Genomic DNA, 1676 nt, shown 5'->3' on the forward strand with positions numbered 1-1676 from the left:
GCTTTGTCGATCGGAGAGATGAAAGGTGTTGCATCGCCAGAAAGGCGTTTCCTGCGGCCCAGCTCCAAATGGAACCGTCATTTACGAGCTCAGGAAAAAGGAGATACCCGTCTTTGGGAAGTGGCGGTACTCTTTCACCTCCGGGATGCTTTTCGTTCCGGAGATGTCTGGCTCGCTCATTCGCGCCGCTATGGTGACCTCAAGCAGGTACTGGTGCCGATGATCGCGGCGCAGGAAAATGCAAAACTGGCCGTGCCTTCCAACCCACAGGATTGGCTGGCAGACAGAAAGGCGCGACTCACGATCGCTCTTAAGCGGCTGGCCCGGGCTGCCCGTAACGGCACTATTCCGCACGGTAGCATAGAAGATGGAACGTTGCGGATCGACAGGTTGACAGCAGACGTGCCGGATGGTGCCGAGGCACTCATACTGGATCTGTATCGCCGAATGCCGTCCGTTCGGATTACCGACATGCTGCTTGAAGTTGATGCAGCCCTTGGTTTCACAGATGCGTTTACCCATCTGAGAACCGGGGCTCCATGTCGCGACCGGATCGGTCTGCTCAACGTCCTGCTCGCTGAAGGGCTCAATCTGGGCCTGCGTAAGATGGCGGAAGCTACAAACACGCATGATACTGGCAGCTCTCACGCCTTGCCCGCTGGCATGTTGAAAGCGAAGCCATGAACCAGGCATTGGCAATTGTGGTGGCCGCGCAGGGTAAACTGCCGATGTCACGCGTCTGGGGGATGGGCACGTCAGCATCGAGCGATGGTCAGTTTTTCCCGACAGCGCGGCATGGCGAAGCCATGAACATGGTCAATGCCAAATATGGTTCTGTTCCCGGCCTCAAAGCGTATACTCACGTAAGCGACCAGTTCGCGCCATTCGCTTGTCAGTCGATCCCGGCGACCGTGAGCGAGGCACCGTATATTCTCGATGGACTACTGATGAACGAGGTCGGTCGCCATGTTCGCGAACAGTATGCCGATACAGCAGGATTCACCGACCATTTGTTCGGAGCCAGTAGCCTGCTCGGCTACAATCTCGTTCTGCGAATCAGGGATCTGCCATCGAAGCGGTTGTACGTATTTAATCCCGATACGACCCCCAGGGAGTTACGCAAGTTGGTAGGTGGAAAAGCCCGGGAGGATCTTATCGTTGCGAACTGGCCTGATATTTTCCGTTGTGCCGCGACGATGACCGCTGGCAAAATCAGGCCCAGCCAACTCCTGCGCAAGCTCGCTTCTTACCCACGACAAAACAACCTTGCAGTTGCGCTTCGTGAAGTTGGTCGTATTGAACGGACCCTTTTCATTATTGAGTGGATCCTGGATACGGACATGCAGCGGCGTGCTCAGATCGGTCTTAACAAGGGAGAGGCCCACCATGCGCTCAAAAATGCGCTCCGTATCGGGAGGCAGGGGGAAATTCGCGATCGCACGACAGAGGGGCAGCACTACCGAATCGCTGGGCTCAATTTATTGACTGCGGTGATCATTTACTGGAATACCGTCCATCTTGGTCATGCCGTCACGGAGCGGCGGAACGAAGGGTTGGATGTTCCCCCTGAATTTCTTCCCCACATATCCCCATTGGGCTGGGCGCACATTCTACTGACTGGCGAATATCTTTGGCCCAAGGAACCGAAAGCTTAGGGTGTCATTTCGCCCTCAGCC

General features: G+C 55.8%; 1 pseudogene. It reads left to right on the forward strand.

The features are described 5' to 3' along the window. A pseudogene (locus HMPREF3119_RS09590) lies at window positions 1-1655 on the forward strand (Tn3-like element Tn5403 family transposase); the annotation flags it as partial. Window positions 1656-1676 lie beyond the last annotated feature (21 nt).

Origin of the sequence: Morganella sp. HMSC11D09 (assembly GCF_001807955.1) — a bacterium.
In the GTDB taxonomy this organism is placed as follows: Bacteria; Pseudomonadota; Gammaproteobacteria; order Enterobacterales; family Enterobacteriaceae; genus Morganella; species Morganella morganii.